12 protein-coding genes are annotated in these 19,341 nt (G+C 32.3%); 5 read left to right on the top strand and 7 right to left on the bottom strand.

The window, feature by feature from the left end:
- Positions 1-135: 135 nt before the first annotated feature.
- Complete coding sequence (locus tag RHP49_11065) at positions 136-1,065, top strand: AraC family transcriptional regulator (GenBank protein ID WNH11443.1); 930 nt, start codon at positions 136-138, stop codon at positions 1,063-1,065.
- A 94-nt stretch (positions 1,066-1,159) separates the two neighbouring features.
- Here RHP49_11065 and RHP49_11060 read toward each other — a convergent pair whose 3' ends face one another.
- The 7 genes from RHP49_11060 to RHP49_11030 form a co-directional block, all read right to left on the bottom strand.
- On the bottom strand, positions 1,160-3,040 hold the full coding sequence (locus RHP49_11060; GenBank protein WNH11442.1) for an alpha-amylase family glycosyl hydrolase: 1,881 nt from the start codon (positions 3,038-3,040) through the stop codon (positions 1,160-1,162).
- A 436-nt stretch (positions 3,041-3,476) separates the two neighbouring features.
- Positions 3,477-5,429 carry a glycoside hydrolase family 13 protein gene (locus tag RHP49_11055; protein ID WNH11441.1) on the bottom strand — a complete coding sequence of 651 codons (1,953 nt, stop codon included), beginning with the start codon at positions 5,427-5,429 and terminating at the stop codon, positions 3,477-3,479.
- Between the two features lie 4 nt (positions 5,430-5,433).
- The gene (locus RHP49_11050) at positions 5,434-7,545 is read right to left on the bottom strand and encodes a glycoside hydrolase family 97 protein (protein ID WNH11440.1); all 2,112 of its coding nucleotides are present in this window, start codon (positions 7,543-7,545) and stop codon (positions 5,434-5,436) included.
- Positions 7,546-7,556: 11 nt separating this feature from the next.
- The gene (locus tag RHP49_11045; GenBank protein WNH11439.1) at positions 7,557-9,863 is read right to left on the bottom strand and encodes a glycoside hydrolase family 65 protein; all 2,307 of its coding nucleotides are present in this window, start codon (positions 9,861-9,863) and stop codon (positions 7,557-7,559) included.
- Positions 9,864-9,942: 79 nt separating this feature from the next.
- The gene (pgmB, locus tag RHP49_11040) at positions 9,943-10,620 is read right to left on the bottom strand and encodes a beta-phosphoglucomutase (protein ID WNH11438.1); all 678 of its coding nucleotides are present in this window, start codon (positions 10,618-10,620) and stop codon (positions 9,943-9,945) included.
- A 6-nt stretch (positions 10,621-10,626) separates the two neighbouring features.
- Positions 10,627-11,985 carry an MFS transporter gene (locus tag RHP49_11035; GenBank protein WNH11437.1) on the bottom strand — a complete coding sequence of 453 codons (1,359 nt, stop codon included), beginning with the start codon at positions 11,983-11,985 and terminating at the stop codon, positions 10,627-10,629.
- Positions 11,986-12,161: 176 nt separating this feature from the next.
- Positions 12,162-13,235, bottom strand: a complete 1,074-nt coding sequence (locus tag RHP49_11030; protein ID WNH11436.1) for a LacI family DNA-binding transcriptional regulator — start codon at positions 13,233-13,235, stop codon at positions 12,162-12,164.
- Between the two features lie 236 nt (positions 13,236-13,471).
- Between RHP49_11030 and RHP49_11025 the strand changes: the two genes are divergently transcribed.
- From RHP49_11025 to RHP49_11010, 4 genes are read left to right on the top strand one after another with little or no spacing between them, the layout of a single operon-like run.
- Positions 13,472-16,519: a TonB-dependent receptor gene (locus tag RHP49_11025; GenBank protein WNH11435.1), complete on the top strand. Its 3,048-nt coding sequence runs from the start codon at positions 13,472-13,474 to the stop codon at positions 16,517-16,519.
- A 10-nt stretch (positions 16,520-16,529) separates the two neighbouring features.
- Positions 16,530-17,972: a RagB/SusD family nutrient uptake outer membrane protein gene (locus tag RHP49_11020; GenBank protein ID WNH11434.1), complete on the top strand. Its 1,443-nt coding sequence runs from the start codon at positions 16,530-16,532 to the stop codon at positions 17,970-17,972.
- A 12-nt stretch (positions 17,973-17,984) separates the two neighbouring features.
- Entirely contained in the window at positions 17,985-18,530 is a 546-nt protein-coding gene (locus tag RHP49_11015) for a hypothetical protein (protein WNH11433.1), read from the top strand.
- Positions 18,531-18,540: 10 nt separating this feature from the next.
- Positions 18,541-19,332: a hypothetical protein gene (locus tag RHP49_11010; GenBank protein ID WNH11432.1), complete on the top strand. Its 792-nt coding sequence runs from the start codon at positions 18,541-18,543 to the stop codon at positions 19,330-19,332.
- Positions 19,333-19,341 lie beyond the last annotated feature (9 nt).

Below are 19,341 nucleotides of genomic sequence, written 5' to 3'. Positions count from 1 at the left end.
GCTAATATTAATGTTTTAATAATAAAATAATGTTATTTTTAAACGATGGTCAATTTTATAAAACCTCATTAAGTATTATAAATGACATCTAACAACTTTTAATTAATACAGAACTTTGATTTTCAATAATTTGATATGGAAAATTTAACCAAAACCAATTTATCTAATACTAAACCCAAAACAGGCAACCAGGGGATTTGGTGGCATAAAGATAATATGGGGCCACTAGAAAATCTGCCATATATCATACAATTTGGTAGCATGAAATTTTCTAAAGTAAGAATGGATGAAACTATGCGTCCTCATTTAAACGACGGTATTGAAATACATTTTGTAAATAGTGGCAAATACAAATGGGTGGTTGATGACAATGAAATAGAGCTTTTACCTGGTAATTTATCAATAACTGCACCATGGCAATTAAATGGAAGTCCTACTGGAAAAATGGATATTGGTCAAATAAACTGGATGGTCATTAAACCCAAACAGTATACCTTAAATTCTCCTCTTAACTTAGGTAACTGGACTAAACTACCATCTAGCCTTCAAGAAAATATAGGTAGTATGATAGCCAATAAAAATAATTTGGTTATTGAAAAAGCAAAAACTTTTAAAAAATACTTTATAGAATTAGAAAAAGAACTTTCTAACCAAGAGGAAGGCTTCGAAATAATGGTTGGTAATATTATTGAAAATTTATTTATTGATTTACATAGACATTTATCGCTTAGGGAGCAACAAAATTATGAAGAAGACAATTTTATAGATAGGTTAACCCAAATAGTTAATAACGATTTAAGTAAAAAATGGATTATTGACGATTTAGCTTATATGTTTGGAATGGGGAAAACAAAATTTACTTACGAAGTAAAAAAACTAACAGGATACCCGCCTAATAGTTTTATTATTAATTTAAAAATTGAAAAAGCGATTGATTTAATTAAAAACAACAAATCAATGAATATGTCTGATATTGCTTTTACTTGTGGCTTCTCATCTTTACAACATTTTACGGCTACTTTTTCGCAGCGTATAGGCGTTAGTCCTAGTAAATATGAGAAATAAACTTAATTTGAGTAGCTTCTTATTTAGCACTGCAAAATCAACTTATTAATGCCATTAACAGATTCTAATGTAGAAATAAATATTTCATTAGAATTTACTTCACTTTTAAGATGAAAGATTCTAATGGCTTTAAAGACATTTCAATACAACCACCACCATTTTCAATCTTTAAGTTAGATGAAAATTGATTGTACAACTGATCATTCACAACATAATTTTCATTTGACAATCCCCAAGTTTTTATAATCTCTTTTGGAATTTTTAAATTGAATCGAAACCCCTTTTCAGAATCAAAATTTGAAATAATAATCAATTTTTCTTCATCACTCCAACGTACAAAAGACAAAACTTTATCATTATAATTCTTGGTGTGTTCGCGATTATACAAATGAATATCTTGATACGCCCCAACTAAGGCCGAACTTGAAATGGTAAAATTTAATAAACGTTTATAAAAATCTCTTAATGCTTTTTCTTTATCTGTAGATTGTCCACCATCAAATTGCTTGTTATTCATCCAACGTTGGTGAGCAGGCACCCCAATATAATCGAAAATAGAGGTTCGAGTTGGCTTCCCAAACCCTGCGTTTTCACTACCATCTTCACCAAGTTCTTGTCCAAAATAAATCATGGTAGGTGCCGTTGTTGATGTTGCTGAAACAACCATGGCTGGTTTTCCTTTTTCAGGGTTTCCTGCAAAATCAGGACTTGCAATGCGCTGCTCGTCATGATTTTCTAAAAAATGCAACATATGATGTTCTATATCCTCTAAACTGTTAAAAATTGATGGAATATTATCGGTTTTCCCATAACCTTGCATTACGTGTTTTATAGTATCGTACAACTGAACCTTGTCATACAAATAATCTATTTTACCTTTCTTTATATAATCTCGATACAGCGACGGGTTATATACTTCTCCCAATAAAAACGCATCAGGTTTTTTTATTTTAATAGCCGAATTCATAAAACTCCAAAACTCAACGGGTACCATTTCAGCCATATCATAACGAAAACCATCAACACCTTTATCAAGCCAATACAATGCGATGTCTCTAAATTTTATCCATGAATTTGGTACAGTTTTATCTTGCCAAAACTCAAAATGGTTTTTATAATTTTTGTTGGCAAACTCTTCTGGAAGTCCATCAAAATCTTTTTCACCTTCTGGTGTAACCCCATAATTTACTTTTACTGTCTCATACCAATCGCTCATATTTGGTTTTGATGCTCGAGAACCGTTACCAGTCCATTTTGCTGGATTTTCATTAAACTCACCATCAACCAAAGGATGTTTTTCACCTCCTAAAACTCTATAGTTTTGCTCCCATTCAGGCAATTGAAATGATTCCTTTAGGTTATAATAAAAATTATTATTCACATTATACACAACCGAAACATCATCGTTTTCACCAAAATCTTTTATGCCTTTGGGCTTTGATATACTCTTATAATTTCGAGCCACATGATTAGGCACAATATCTATAAGAACTTTTAAACCTGCTTTATGAGAACGCGCTATTAGAGCTTCAAACTCTTCTAAACGATTTTCAACATTTACTGCCAAATCTGGATTTACATTGTAATAATCTTTTACAGCGTATGGTGAACCTGCTCGCCCTTTCACCACATCTGGATCGTCATTTAAAATGCCATATTTTGTGTAATCTGTTATTACATCATGGTGCGGAACACCTGTATACCAAATGTGAGTAACCCCTAAATTTTTAATTTCTTGAAGTGCTTTGTTGGTAAAGTCATTAAATTTTCCAACACCATTTTCTTTAATAGTTCCCCATGGCTTATTGGTTGTATTTGTGTTTCCAAACAAACGAGTAAACACTTGATATACTACCTTTTTTCTATTTTTAACAATTGTTGAATTTTTAGAATGTGTATTCAATTCTTGCTTCTCTTTACAATTTATGCAAAAAGCAAAAGTTATTATTACTGCTATTATTATCTTGAATTTCATCTTTGTTTTTTTAACAGAAACATTAAAGGAATGTCCTGGCATTTATTCCGTGAACTTTCAGAATGATCTGTACCTTCAAATTTTCTATTCATTGAGCTTTCAGAAGTATACCTTTTAACTTTAAAATATTATTTACTTGTGGTTTATATTGCGGATAATACGCTTCTAAAATTTTGGTTTCATAGTCAAAATAAATTACAGTGTGTTTTTGTTTCTGGCAAACGCACTTCCATATATTTAAAAATAGCATTTGGTAGCAAATTATTTTCAATTGGTTTTGCACCGAACTAATGTTTGAAATATAATTTTATTTTAAAGACATTAATTACCAAGTAACAACACTCTTAATCTCATCTTTATAAAATAATTCGCAATGCATTCCATATTCAATAACTTTTTATACACAAGTGGTTTATAAAATCTATCTAGTCAAGTATTATAATTTTGAAGTAAAAATGACACTCCCTTTTTCTTTCAATGTAATATCATCATTCCAAATAAAAGACTCACCAGTAACAACATTCTTCAAAGTTTTTCCTTTAAGTCCAATTTCGGCATAACGTTTTAAATCTATAGTTATAGGCTCTTCGTTTTTATTGATAATATGAACAACAACTTCTCCTTCAAAAATTCTGAATAGAAAATATGTTCCCTCTGATGGTATAAAATGAATTGTTTTTCCTTGGTGAATGGTCTTATTGTGTTTTCTAAAATTAAGAATCGTTTTTAAATATGATTGCATATCTTTTTGATCATTAGATAAGCCTTCTCCTGTAAACGCATTAACACTATCACCTTTCCAACCTCCAGCAAAATCTGTACGTATTAAACCATGATCGCCAGGTTTTTCAAAATCATTCATTAATATTTCGGTTCCGTAATATATTTGAGGTATTCTAGGTAACATTAATAAATAACTCAATGCTATTTTTGTATTAGTCACATCTCCATTTAGTTGTGTAAAAACACGACTCATATCATGATTATCTGTAAAAGCCATAATCATGTCTGGATTTGCATAAGCAAAATCATTTGCTAAACCTTCATACATTCTTATTAACCCTTCTCCAAAAGATTCTTTTTGATTTAAAGCATCTCTTATATGTTCTTGCATTGCAAAATCCATGGTAGAAGGTAAATTACCGTTATAACCGTCTTTGTTTTTATGCCCAGCTTGCCAATATGCTATTAATAATGGGTTGTTAGTCCATTCTTCTCCTACAATTGAAAAATTAGGATATTCATTCATAATGGTTCCTGCCCAATTTGCCATAAAATCTTTATCTGGATATGGGTATGTATCTTGTCTTATTCCGCTTAATTGCAATGTTTCAATCCACCAAATACTATTTTGAATGATGTACTTCGCTAAAAATGGGTTACGCTGATTTAAATCTGGCATTGATGGCACAAACCACCCTTCTGTCATATTTTTTTTATCAATTCGAGATGCGTAAGTATCTTGATTTGTAGTTCGTCTATGGTTAGAATTATTTAAATGTTCTTTATTTAAAAAACGTTCTTGCTGGTTTACCCAATCTTTAAATGGTAAATCTTGCATCCACCAATGCGATACACCACAATGGTTTGCCACTTGATCCATAATAATACCTATACCTTTTGCTTTAGCCTGTTTAGACATATCAATATAGGTTTCTAGAGTTCCAAAACGCGGATCTACCTCATAATAATCTGTAATGGCATAACCATGGTATGAGCCATCAGACATATTATTAGTAAGTAATGGGCTTGACCATAATTGAGTAAAACCCATGGATTCAATATAATCTAAATGATTTGTGATGCCTTCAATATCACCGCCATGACGTTTGTAATCTTGCTTTCTATCTAAATCTTGCTCTAAAAGCCCTTCAACAATGTCGTTTTCTGAATTTCCATTTGAAAAACGATCTGGTGTTATTAAATAAATAGCATCAGAACTATCAAAACCTTTGTAATCTTCAGCATTTAAAAGTCTTTCTTTTAAGGTATAAGTTTGAACTAGCTCCTTTCCTTCTTTAAATTTAAAATAAATATTAAACTGTCCTGCTTTTGTTTCATCTGAAATTTCTAAATCAATAAACAAATAATTTGGACTATCGGCTTTATGAACTTTTTGTATAGAAACCCCCTGATAATTAATACTTGGTGAAGCTTCGGAAATTCGTGGATGCTTAACCAACAATTGAAGATTTTTAGATTTAAAACCAACCCACCATTGAGATGGCTCTAAACGGTCTATATCATATTGTTCTATAACAGATTCTGTTTTTGGAATATTTACAGACGCTTTATTTATTTCTTTACACGAGGTATTCAATACCAACACACAAACTAAAAGTACTGTGATAAATAAAAAATAATTTCTTGATTTTATACGATAGTCCATACGTTTATTTCTTTTCAATTATACTTATAGCGTAACCTCCACCAGGAACAGATAGCTGTGATAATTTTGTTTTATAAGTTACTGTTTTTGTTTTTATTGTATAGGCTTGCGGATTGGTTTTATAATGTGCATCCTTAGCATCTGCATAAATAGTTGCTGTGTATTTCTTTCCTTTTTCAAGAAAGTTTAATGTAATATTAGATGTTCGTGAATTATCACCATTTACATTACCAACAAACCAATTGTTCGAGCTTTTTTCTTTACGCGCTATAGTAAGATAATCTCCTGGTTCTGCTTCAAGATAGACACTCTCATCCCAATCTATAGCAACATCTTTTATAAACTGAAAGGCGTCCATGAATTGCTTGTAATTTTCTGGTAAATCGGCAGCCATTTGTAAAGGACTATACATAGTTACATAAAGTGCTAATTGATTTGCTATAGTGGAATTTACATGCGAATTATTATTAGGATTAAGTTTACTAATATCCATTTCAAAAATACCTGGCGTATAATCCATTGGACCACCAATTAAGCGCGTAAAAGGCAAAACAGTTACGTGATTAGTTTTAGAACCTCCAAACGCCTGAAATTCGGTACCTCGTGCTGATTCATTTCCAATTAAATTTGGGTAAGTTCTACAAATACCTGTTGGTCTAACCGCTTCATGAGCATTAACCATAATTTCATATTCGGCTGCTTTTTCAATAGCATATTGATAATGATTAACAATCCATTGGCTATAATGATGTTCACCTCGAGGTAAAATATCACCAACGTAACCACTTTTAACCGCATCATATCCATTATCTTTCATGAATTGATAGGCTTTATCTAAATGACGTTCGTAATTCCTTGTAGATCCTGAAGTTTCATGGTGCATAATCATTTTCACACCTTTTGATTTAGCATAATTATGAATAGCTTCCACATCAAAATCTGGGTAAGGTGATACAAAATCGAACACATAATCTTTCGATTTTCCGAACCAATCTTCCCAACCTTGATTCCATCCTTCTACTAAAACAGCATCAAAACCATGCTCTGAAGCGAAATCGATATATTGTTTAACCTTGGTATTGTTTGCAGCATGTGTATTGTTTGTTTTTACTTTAGAATAATCGGTAACACCTAGTTCAATAGCAGCTAATTCATTGGTGTACGACCATGAACTTTTTCCAGTAATCATTTCCCACCAAACACCAATATATTTTACAGGTTTTATCCATGAGGTATCTTCTATTTCACAAGGTTCATTTAAATTTAATGTGATGTTTGATGCTAAAATATCACGAGCATCATCACTTACTATAATGGTTCGCCATGGCGAATTTGAAGGTGCTTGAATATACCCCTTATCTCCATTTACATCTGGAGTTAGCCAAGATTCAAAAATCATATTTTCATCATTCAAATTTAAATGCATACACGAGTAATTAATTAATGCCGCCTCATGTAAGTTGATATATAACCCTTCAGAGGTTTTCATCATAAGTGCCGTTTGCACACCTGTTTTAGAAAACTGTTTTTGTGATGCATTTTCAGATACTGCTCCATCAAATTTTTGACTAATTTCTGATAATTTCGATTCAGTATAATCGTATTCTTGTGTATCATAATCTCCTGGAATCCAGAAGGCCGTATGATCACCAGTCATAGCAAATTGTGTTTTTTCTTCTTTAATAACAAAATACGCAAAGTTCTCTTGCGACGGAAATTCGTATCGAAACCCTAAGCCATCATTAAACAATCTAAAACGAATTAAAATATTACGATTAGTTTCTTTTTGCGTTAAAGTAACAGCCAATTCGTTATAATGGTTTCTAATGTCTTTTTGCTTGCCCCAAACAGGTTGCCAAGTGTTATCAAAAGTTGATGTTTTAATATTTGAAACTATAAAATCATCTAACAATGAATTTTTATCATCTTTAAGCTCAAAACCTAATTTACTTGATTTTATAACAGGTTTATTTTTATATGATAATTGATATGTTGGCACACCGTTAGATACTAAAGAAAATTGCAATACTAATTCACCGTTTGGCGATTTTAACTCTTGTGAGTTCCCTATAAAGGATAAAAACAAAACAACTAAGGCTACTATAAATGTCTTCATGATTTTTTAATTTAAATTGTTACTAAATGCATAGGTAAAATGGATACAGGTGTATTATTTACTAAAAGTTGTAATTTTGCCTCCCCTTCCAATTCAAATTTAGTTTCAGTTTGAGACACATGCACTTTTAAAATTTGATTTCTAAAATTTACTTTAAATGAATATGCTTCCCATTGATCCGGGATTTTAGGTGTAAAAGATAACTGATTGTTTTTTATACGCATACCACCAAAGCCTTCCACAATACTCATCCATGTTCCTGCCATAGATGTAATATGTAAACCCTCATGAACTTCTTTATTATAATCGTCTAAATCTAGTCTAGATGTTCGTAAATAAAAAGTATAAGCCTGATCCATTCTGTTTAGTTTTGCTGCTTGAATACTGTGTACGCAAGGAGACAAAGAACTTTCGTGAACCGTAAATTGTTCGTAAAAATCGAAATGACGTTCTAATTCTTCATCAGTAAATTGATCTTCAAAAAAGTAGAACCCTTGAAGCACATCGGCTTGCTTAATATATGGCGAACGCAAAATTCTATCCCAACTCCATTTTTGATTAATTGGGCGTTGTAATTTATCTAAATCTTTAACTGTAATTAATTCTTTATCTAAAAACCCATCTTGCTGAAGATAAATGTTATGCTTATCAGAATAAGGAATATACATATTTTGGGCTACTGATTTCCATTCAGCTAATTCTAATGTGCTTAGCTTCACTTTATTCATTATTCTTGTAAAATCAGAAGCATATTCGTCTTCAATTTTACTAATATTTTCTATAGTATAATTAATACACCATTGCGCTAAATAATTAGTGTACCAATTATTATTAACATTGTTTTCGTATTCATTTGGACCTGTAACACCTAAAATAACATACCTATTTTTATCGGTTGAAAAGGTAGCACGTTGATGCCAAAAACGAGCTATACCAATTAAAACTTCTAAACCTTTTTCTGGTAGATAACTATAATCTCCTGTATAACGTTGGTAATTATAAATGGCAAAAGCTATAGCACCGTTTCTATGAATTTCTTCAAAGGTAATTTCCCATTCGTTATGGCATTCTTCTCCATTCATGGTAACCATTGGATATAATGCTGCTCCGTTTGAATAACCTAGTTTCTCAGCATTTTCAATTGCTTTTGCTAAGTGATTATAACGATATTCTAGAAGCGTTCGTGCTACTTTTTGGTCTTTGGTAGCCATGTAAAACGGAATGCAATAGGCTTCAGTATCCCAATAGGTGCTACCTCCATATTTTTCCCCTGTAAAGCCTTTTGGTCCAATATTTAATCGAGAGTCTCGACCTAAATAGGTTTGATTGAGTTGAAAAATATTAAAACGAATGCCTTGTTGTGCTTTTACATCACCTGAAATGGTAATATCAGACATACTCCAAATGACTTTCCAAGCCGTTTTTTGGTCTTCTAATAATGTATTAAAACCTGCTTTAAGAGCTGTTTTAAGAACTGTTTTTGCCGCAGAAATTAATTCATTTTTATCGTGCTTAGTATCAACCACATAACCACCAAACTTATGAATAGTATAAGTTTCATTTTGTTTTACTTGATGCTTATAAGAAAACGAAACATAATTAGCTTCGACGTTAATTCTTGGTTCTATTTTCAAAGCTTTATCATTAATAAACACCTGAGATTCCATAAAAGTACAAGTATTAAAACTTGTCTTCATGGTTTTTGCCTCTATAAATGCTTGATGATTATCATGAACTACGTTAGTTGTATCCCAGAACTTATCATCCCAATTGGTATCTTCATTAGTAATTCCTGAATCTAAATAGGGTTTTAAAGTTATTTCAGCATCACTATTTATTGGTTTTAAACTGTACTGAATGGCCCCAACTTCATCTAATTCTAAACTTAAAAAACGCTTGGTTATAACCTCAATGGTAATGCCATTTTTTAAAGTTGCCACAAAATGACGAGATAACCAACCTTCTTGCATATTTAGTTCTCGCTTAAAATTTTCAACCCTTTTACAAGTGAATAAATCAAGCTGTTCACCATTTATTTCTACATTAATACCAATCCAATTTGGAGCATTAAGCACTTTTGCAAAATACTCTGGATAACCATTTTTCCACCAACCAACACGGGTTTTGTCTGGATAATACACCCCAGCAATATAACTGCCTTGAAAGGTTGGACCTGAATAATGCTCTTCAAAATTAGCACGTTGCCCCATAGCACCATTGCCAATACTGAATAAACTTTCGGAAGATTTTACACGATCTGTTTGAAAACCTTCTTCTATGATAGACCAATTATTTGGTTTTATATAATTTTGATTCATTGTATTTTTTAAATAAGAGAGTATTTAAAAAAGACATAAACGATGTAGTTTTGAATAACTATCGTATCTTTTTCTAAACTCATTGTTCTTTATTATTTTCTAGCTTTTCTATTAAATCTTTAATAAAATCGGCACTTATTTCTGTTAAATTGTTAAAGTTATAATCGGCTTCACTTAACGTTTTTTTATCACCAATTCCTATAGATGTCATATTAGCTCTATTTGCGGCTTCAACACCTGCAATAGCGTCTTCAAAAACAATACAGTTCTCTGGTTTTAAGTTTAACTTTTTGGCTCCAATTAAAAACACTTCGGGATCTGGTTTAGCTTGATTGACACTATTACCATCAACAATGCCTAAAAACCTATTGTACAAACCCACTTGTTTTAAAATTAACGGAGCATTTTTACTTGCTGAACCGAGTACGTATTGAATACCTAAATCATCTAAAGCATCCAACAATTCTGAAGCTCCAGAAAGAATTTCATCGGCTCCCATTTTTGTGATATACTTTAAATATTCTTCATTCTTACTTATAAGAAATTCTTGTTTTTTTTCTTCGGAAACGGTAGCGTCTCCTATATCTAACAAAATCTCTAAAGACCTTACTCTACTAACTCCTTTAAGTAATTCGTTATGCGCTTCTGTAAACTCAAAACCTAAGCTATCTGCAAGGTTTTTCCATGCTAAAAAGTGATACTTTGCAGTGTCTACAATGACTCCGTCTAGATCGAAAATGACTCCTGTTTTATTCATTATATTTTATTTAACTACATCATCAACATCTTTCACTTTAAAAACTAAAGATGCTGCTATTAAAAAACTAACACCACTCATAACCAAAGCATATATGGCATGATTACCATAAGCATACTTTACAAGTGGACCACCTATTAAGGCATTAATAATTTGTGGGATGACAATAAAGAAATTAAAAATCCCCATGTAAACACCCATTTTTTTAGGCGAGATAGATCCTGCTAAAATAGCATAAGGCATAGCCAGAATACTTGCCCAAGCTATACCGATACCAATCATAGAAACAATGAGCCAATTTTTGTCTGGCATAATATAAATAGAAAGCATACTCAAACCACCAATAACAAGTGATATAGCATGTGTTTTCTTTCTTCCTACTTTTTTAGCAATGTATGGTAAAGCGAAGGCATAAAATGCAGAAACAAGATTATAAACCCCAAAAAGAACGCCTATCCAATCTCCTGCATCTTGATACATTGCAGAGCTACTATCTGTATATGGTAAACCGTAAATATGTTGTGCTAAGGCAGGTGTTGCAAAAACCCACATTCCAAAAAGACCAAACCAAGAAAAGAATTGCACCCAACTTAGTTGACGCATGGTTGTTGGCATTTTTTTAAAATCTTCAAAAATATCTAGTAAACTAGATTTTTCTTCTTCGTCACCATTCTTTATGCTGTCAGAATACTCTTTATCTGTCTCAAAATTAGCGAGTTCTTCAGGAGAATATTCTTTAGTTGTTAAAACAGTGACTAATATAGAAGCTATTAAAATTATAGCTCCAATAATGAAAGACCAAATTAAATTTTCTGGTACTACACCTGCAACGGTCTTGTTAGAAACACCAAACCAATTTGTTAAGGTATAAGGCAACCAGGACCCTATAACTGCTCCAAAACCAATAAGTGCGGTTTGAACACTAAACCCTGAAGTACGTTGATCGGTTCTTAAATTATCGCCAACTAATGCTCGGAAAGGTTCCATAGCAATGTTAAATGATGCATCCATAATCATGAGCATGCCTGCTCCTACCCATAATGCTGGCAAAAAAGCAATAAACATATCGGCTTGAGGCATAAGCACTAAACCAATAGATGCTAAAATGGCACCAACTAAAAAGTAAGGTTTTCGTCTACCAAATCGTCCCCATGTTTTATCGCTATAATGACCTATTATAGGTTGAACAATTAAGCCCATTAATGGCGCTATTATCCAAAACCATGATAATTCGTGAACATCTGCTCCGAAAATTTGAAGTATTCTACTTGCGTTGGCATTTTGAAGGGCGAAACCCATTTGAATTCCGAGAAACCCAAAACTCATGTTCCAGATTTGCCAAAAATTTAATTTACGCTTTTGCATTAAATAGTATGTTTAAATTAATACTATTTGATAAGCGATACTATATCAATTCAAAAAATGAAAAAATAGAAAATTGTACTGATATGACTTATCAAAACTTATTATGAGAAGTGAAAATATAAGTTTTGATTTGCAGCAAAGATATAAAAGAATTTAATTATTCCTAATAAAAAAAATTATTTAGTTGATTCTCTTTCAATAATTTCTGTTTCTATAACAACCTTTATAAAGTCTTTTTTTGTATCATTATTAGTAAAATATTGCTCAGTTTCAACATCTACTGCTTCCAATCTATCTATTAATAAATTTGCAGCTTGTTCCCCTATTTTTTGACCATGTTGACTAACAGTAGTAAGGCTTGGTGTTGCATGCTTTGATAAAACACCATCTGTAAAACCAATAACTTGAATATCATCTGGAATACTAAATCCTAATTTTTTAGCTACTTTCATTGCAGTTACCGCATAAAGCTCGTTTACAGCAAAAACCCCATCTATTTTTGGATTTGCTTTAAAAAACAAATCTATTTCATTCTCTAAAATTTCTAAATGATTTTCAACATCTAAACTGTCATCTATTTTTAATATTAGATTAGGGTTTGCATTTATATTGTTTTGTTCTAAGGCTTCTAAATACCCCTGAGTTCTTAATCTACCAACACTTACATAATCAAAAGTCGTGATTAGGGCTATATTTTTGCTCCCTTTTTCAACAAGTTTATTTACAGCTTTTACTGCTCCTACAAAGTCATCAACAATTACTTTATCACAGTCTACTTCATTCACCACTCTATCAAACATAACTATAGGCATCCCTTGATTTATAGCAGCATTAAAATGATGATAATCTTGTTTCAATAATGTTTCTTTTGAAATGGACAGAATAAACCCATCAATACTACCATTGGCCAATAGTTCCATGTTTATAATTTCTTTAGTAAACGACTCGTTAGATAAACCAACTATAACATTATAACCTCGCCTATTAGCAACTCTCTCTATACCTCTTATAACTGTTGAAAAAAAATGGTGTACAATTTCAGGAATTAAAATACCGATGGTCTTAGTTTTTCTGTTTTTTAAACTAAGAGCTATATTATTAGGTCTATAATTATAAAGTTTAGCAAATGCTTGAATCTTTTGTGTGGTATCTTCACTTATTTCTTTACTGTTACTTAACGCTTTAGAAACGGTAGAAATTGACACATCTAATTCTCGTGCAATTTGTTTTAAGGTAATTTTTCTTTTCATTAATTTTTAAAATGATAGCCTTTAAAATATTTACTCTAAATATATTAAACTAATCTTGATTAAATTTATTTTTCTCAGTATTTTGATGTAAAAATCAAAAGTTATCAACACGAAAACGTTTTCGATAAGAATTTCGTAATCAAAAATTATTTATAAACCATTTCTTTACATAGTTTTAACCTTGAGAAGTGAAAATATAAAAACAACTAAACTAATTCGTTAAACTATTAAATTGTATGAGAACAACTGTAAAAAGGTTATTTTTTCTATTCTTGTTTGTGCCAATAACTTTATTTGCACAAATAGATATTAAAGGAACAGTAACAGAGCAATCAACATCCATCCCGTTGCCTGGAGTAAATGTCTTAATTAAAGGCACAGCAACCGGAACTGTGACGGATTTTGATGGAAACTACCAAATTGAAGCTACAAAAGGAGATGTCATTGTATTCTCTTACGTTGGATATCAACCTAAAGAAATAATTTATAATGGTCAGGCTACATTAAATGTACAGATGGATGAAGATGCTGCCCAACTGGATGAAATCGTGATTATTGGTTACGGTGTTCAGAAGAAAAGTAAAATTCTTGGAAGCGCTGTACGCGTAAATGGCGATGACTTAAAAGACAATCCTGTATCATCTATTGATGCTGCGCTTCAGGGTAAAGCCGCCGGTGTACAAGTAATTCAAGGGTCTGGATTAGCAGGTTCTTCCAATGTGGTTCGGGTTAGGGGAATCTCTTCTATATCTGCGGGTGGTGATCCATTGTATGTTGTAGATGGGATACCCATTACACAAGATTATTTTTTACAAGGCGATTCTAATGGGCAAAACAACAACCCTTTAGCTTCTTTAAATCAAAATGATATCGAAAGTATAGAGGTATTAAAAGATGCTGCCGCGGCAGGGATTTATGGATCTCGTGGTGCGAATGGCGTTATTTTAATAAAAACCAAACGAGGTAAAGAGGGGTTAAAATTCTCATATACAGGAATCGTTACAGTTTCAGAACCAACTTATACTCCTAAAATATTGGATAACAAGCAATTATTACAAGTGTATCAAGAAGCATGGGAAAATGATGGAAATATTGGTCTGTCTCCATTACCAAGAAATATATCATGGGAAGATGCACTAAATACAAATACCGATTGGGTTGATTTAGTGACTAAAACAGGTATATCCAACAGACATAGTTTTTCAGTGAATTATGGAACTGAAAAATTAAAAACTTATTTTAACGTGTCTTATGATGATACGGAGTCTTTTATTAAAAATGATGAATATAAAAGATTAAGTGGACGGTTTAATTTAGACTATCAAATACTTAAAAACCTAAAAATTGGACTTAACTCCTCAATAACTAAAGGTATTTACGATAAAGTTAATATTAATGATACTTGGAGAAATGCCCAAAGTTTTACCTTACCATTTTACTCTCCTTATCTAGCCAATGGAGATCTTGATAATTCATTTGGTAACCCATTAATAGAATTGCAATACAGAGATCGAAGATCGGAAGAAATGAGATCAATAAATTCTATTGCTATAGATTACCAGCCTATAGAAAATCTATACCTAAGAGGAACTGGGTCTTTAGACTATATGGATTTTAGGGATTTTTACTGGCAATCTTTAGAAGTAGGTAGAATTAGCGGCACGCCAGCAGAAGAACAGAATACCTTTGCATCTGCAAATCCATTTTTTGTTATTAATTACAACACAAACTTTACAGCCTCATATTTATGGGATATGGACGATAAAAATTCATTCAACTTTTTACTTGGTACAGAATATCAAAGAAGTGAAAGATTATTATATCGGTTTGGGAATCCAGAAGGTCATATTAATAGCCCAGTACCACTTTATGAATTAGATGCGCCAGATTATACAAGAGAAAGTACAGGTAAAACGGCCTATTCTTTTGCCTCATATTTTGGTCGTATCAGCTATTCTTATAACGATGCTTTAGATTTAATGGCTTTGGGTAGAGTAGATGGTTCTTCTCGTTTTGGAGAAAACAACAGATATGGTTTTTTTCCAACAGTTTCTGCGGCTTACAATTTTTCTAAGCATGATTTTATTGCTAATAGTAATGCGATAAGTCTATTAAAAATAAAAACATCTTATGGTATAACTGGTAACTCAGAAATTGGAAATGATTCAAGATTTGGAGCGTATAGTATTCCAAATTCTGGAACTAATTATTTAGGAAACGCATATAAATCCATTATTAGACTAGACAACCCTGATTTAAAATGGGAAACCGCTCAAACGGTAGATTTTGGAATTGAATTAAACCTTTTCAATAACCGTATTGAAACTGAAATATCTGGATATTATAAAAAATCTAAAGATGTATTATTGGATTTATTTCAAATCCCATCTTCAGGGTTTGGTGAAAGTCTATGGATAAATGCTGCTGAAATTGAAAACAAAGGTCTTGAGTTTAATGTTACTTCTAAAAACATTGTTAGTGATAATTTTTCTTGGACTACTACTTTCAATATTGCTCATAACGCCAATAAGTTAATTAGCTTAGGAGGGGTTAGCCCAGATTTATTAGAAGGCGGGTTTAATGATACCCGTGTTATAGAAGGTCAACCTATTGGAACTAATTATTTGGTTCGTTTTGCAAGAGTAGATACTACTGATGGTTTGCCTATTTTCTTGGATAAAGAAGGTAACGAAACCAAAACTTTCAATTTAGCTAATAGGGTTTCAGCAGGTTCTGTTATTCCAGATGCCACAGGCGGATTCGGTAATAAATTTAAATATAAAAATTGGGGCTTGGATACCGACTTTGTATTTACCATAGGAGGAAATATCTATGATAGTTATGCAAAAAGAGCACTTGGCACCTTTCGAGATGGTAACAATTCATCAAATGTAAGAACAGATATATATGATAGATGGAGAAATCCAGGCGATGTCACAGAACAACCAAGGCTTTTTCATGATCATAATGAAGTGCAAGGACTTTCAAGTGTATGGCAGTATAACCATACAGGTTTTTTATACGATGCTTCTTATTTGAGGTTAAGGAATGTAACACTAAATTATACATTACCAGCCGAATTTTTAAAAGGCACAGGGATAAGCTCCTTAAAATTGGCTTTAACTGGGTCTAACATATTCACATGGACCAAGTTTCCTGGTGGTGATCCTGAAATTGCGAGAGATTTCCAATTTCAAAGAGATAGAAACTTATCGCCAAATGTGTCATACTTAAGTATTCCACAAGCGAAATCATTCACATTTAACATTAATGCAACTTTTTAAAATGGAAACGATGAAAATGAATTTAAAATTAATATTAGGGTTGTTTTTCTCTATCTCATTATTTGTTTCTTGTGATTTAGAAGAACTACCAGAAAATGTAGATATAGTTGGTCCAACAAATTTGGCCGATTTAGAAGCGTTATTAAACGCAGGATACAATAATTTAGGCTGGCCTTTAGGAGGAAACGCTCAACTTTATGCCGAAATTAATGGAGATAATGTTGACGGGCCTAATGGAATCAACTCTGATGAAACCGAAATTTATAATAGAAGCACCTCATTCTTTAATAATACCATTAGAGATAATATGTACCGAGGGTTTTATAGAATTGTATTAGATGCTAATGTTGTATTAGGGCATATTGAAAATAACCTAGAGGCTTTGAGCTTATCTGCTACAGATGCAAGAGTGCAAGAAATAAAGGGAGAAGCGCTTCTTTTAAGAGGGATGGCGCATTTTGAAATTTCAAGATTCATGTCGCACTCTCCTGGATACAGTGCAGATAACTCACATTTGGGTGTTCAGTATATTACTTCAGTCGACAATGCCATTGGGCAGAACAGAGGTACTGTTTCTCAGAATTATGCAAATCTTATTAGTGATTTAAAGGAAGCAGAAAGCTTATTGAACACAACTAATTCTAAAAATCAGTACTATGCTAATAAAGCTGCTGCACAAGCATATTTGGCAAAAGTGTTCTTCCAAGCAGGATTTGGACCTGATATTGACACGGCTGGATCAAATTATGAACAAGCTTTTAGTTATGCGAATAGCGCCTTGACCAATACCTCAGCCGTTTTCGATATTAATTTATATCAAGGTGATACAGGTACTGAAAGATTTGCAGGAAACTTGGTTGATAACAATAATACCGAGTCACCAAATGTTGAAACTATTTTCGGAATCGTTTCAGAATCTACAGCAAATAGCAAAGGAGGCACTTTTTCAAGATACCGCACAGATTTGTCAATTTCTAATACCACTATTAGAATTATGCAAGATTTATATAATTCCATTCCTTCAACAGATAAAAGAAAAGCATTGCTTGAAGAAACAGATGGTGAATATTTCTTAAATAAATTTAACAAAGGAATTTTACATGTACCGTTGGCCCATTATACAGAATTACTTTTAATAAGAGCTGAAGCTGCTGCTGAAACTAACAGTCTTACTCAAGCAGAAACTGATATTAACTTAATTTTAGATAGAGCTGGATTATCAACTATTTCTGGACTTTCTAAATCACAATTAATCAATTTAGTGAGAAACCAGAGACGTATCGAATTACTTGGAGAAGGGAATAGAATTAACGACCTTAAAAGAATTGGAGTAAACGAAACGTCACTTACTATAAGAAACGCACCTTGGGATTGTAATGGGATGGTATTTCAATTTCCAGCAACCGAAGTGTTTACAGGATTTATTCAAAACCCAACAGGTGGTTGTAACTAAAAAAACAGCATTATGAAAACAATTAAATACATCTTTTTAATAAGCTTAGTAGTCATGTTCACCCAATGTAGTCCAGATAATGAAGGCGAATTTGGTGATACTGTAAATAGAAGTGAGCAAATAATGGGTACTTGGGTCATAGAAAGTGCAAGTCAGATAGATCTTGACGCCGAAAAGAAAAGTTTTCCAGACTTTGCTACTAAGATAAATATCACCAATGCTATTGCTGGTATGCCATTCTCAGATTTTACTTTACAAATAGAGAATGGTACTTTAACAACAAGTATTGGAAATTCTCCAATGAGGTACGTAATATCTGAAGGGTCAGGGTCTTGGTCTTGGATAACCAGTGAAGCGATCAACCTTGTTAATACAGAATTAGGAATAAATGCATCATCGGGTATAGAAACTCAAATTAATGGTGATAATGTCATTTTTTACATTAGAACGTTCTCTGGAATTTCTGGAGATGCACCAAAATTGTCTTTGAATTACGAAAGGTTCGATTCTGATAACAACCCTGTTACTAGGTACGAATATATATTAGCTAAACAATAAAAACTGAATTATGAAAAATATATTTTTTAGTATTTTCTTTTTATCGATACTAACCGTTCAAGCTCAAAACCCAGTAGTTACAGGAAATCCTGCTAGTTATACGGTTATTGATGAAAACATTGAAATCATTTTCAATGTAGCGGGTGCAAAAGATAATAATGGAAACTCGTTAGAAGGCAAAGATTTATATATCTGGAGTTTTTCCAGTGCTGGCGATTCTAAAACGAATGGTTCTTGGACTAATATAAAGGCTGCTGCAAAATTAACAAAAATAAGTGATACTGAATACAGAATGATATTTCCTGTCACAGATGGAGTAAATACTTACAAAACATTAGCCGAATTATATGGTGCGGAAGCTGCTCCTGGGTCTATAACATCTATTGGGTATTTACTAAGAGATCAAGCACCTACATTCCAAACCGGTGATTTAACCATACCGTTTTCACCCTTTAAGTTTATACCAGATGAAGTGAGAACATTCCCATCTCAGGCAACAACCAAAGATGTTGTAACACTTCGTTTTAATAAAAACTTTACAGGTTTAAGCAACCCAGCAATGATGGGTGCGCAAAATATTAGTGTACATATTGAGCCAACCGTAGATCCTTTATTAGCTATTGAGATGGCCACTACGTTTAGTGGACTATATTACCAAGCATCTATAATACCTGCGGCTAGTTTTCCTAGTTTGTATAACTCAGGAAATTTAGTAGAACTGCAGTATTATTTTTATGATGCAGATAATCCAACTATAAAATCTGCGACAGGAACGATTCGTTTAAGAGCAGCTAGTAATTAAAATTATATA

The organism is Flavobacteriaceae bacterium HL-DH10, from assembly GCA_031826515.1.
Lineage (GTDB): Bacteria > Bacteroidota > Bacteroidia > Flavobacteriales > Flavobacteriaceae > Thalassobellus > Thalassobellus suaedae.
Note: the sequence above shows the minus strand (reverse complement) of the source record. Positions and strands in the feature narration are given on the sequence as shown.